Origin of the sequence: Streptomyces millisiae (assembly GCF_031845425.1) — a bacterium.
Lineage (GTDB): Bacteria > Actinomycetota > Actinomycetes > Streptomycetales > Streptomycetaceae > Streptomyces > Streptomyces millisiae.
Genome location: NZ_JAVREM010000398.1, coordinates 1 through 402, shown reverse-complemented (window position 1 = coordinate 402; position 402 = coordinate 1). Strand labels below are relative to the sequence as shown.

1 pseudogene is annotated in these 402 nt (G+C 66.9%); it reads right to left on the bottom strand.

Annotation, left to right across the window (positions count from 1 at the left end):
- A pseudogene (locus RNC47_RS37270) lies at nt 1–229 on the bottom strand (ABC transporter substrate-binding protein); the annotation flags it as partial.
- Between the last annotated feature and the right edge of the window lie 173 nt (nt 230–402).

The window sequence follows — 402 nt, the reverse complement described above, 5'->3', positions numbered from 1 at the left end:
CGTTGAGCACGCCCTCCTTCTCGTCGGCGGCGACCAGCTCGTCGAGCCCGCCGAAGTCGGCGACCGAGGTGGCCTCGGTGAACTTCACGCCCTTCGCCCCGGTCTCGGCCGTCTCCACGGGCGCGGCACCGCAGGCGGTGAGGGCGGTGAGGGCCGCGGTGGAGAGGGCGAGGGCGGCGACGGCACGGCTGTTGGAGCGGATACGGGGGCGGGGTCGGGCTCTGCGCACGGTAGGTCTCCCAGAAGCGAAGCGTGAGGGCCACTTGTTCATACAAGCTGGCACCAGTTCGCCCGGGCCAGGTGTCGGGAAAGTTAACGTCCCATGTCCAGTGCCACAAGAGGGCAGGAAGAGGAAAGCCCACTATTCAGGGGTTGTGGTAGATAACGACCTTGCATCGAAAC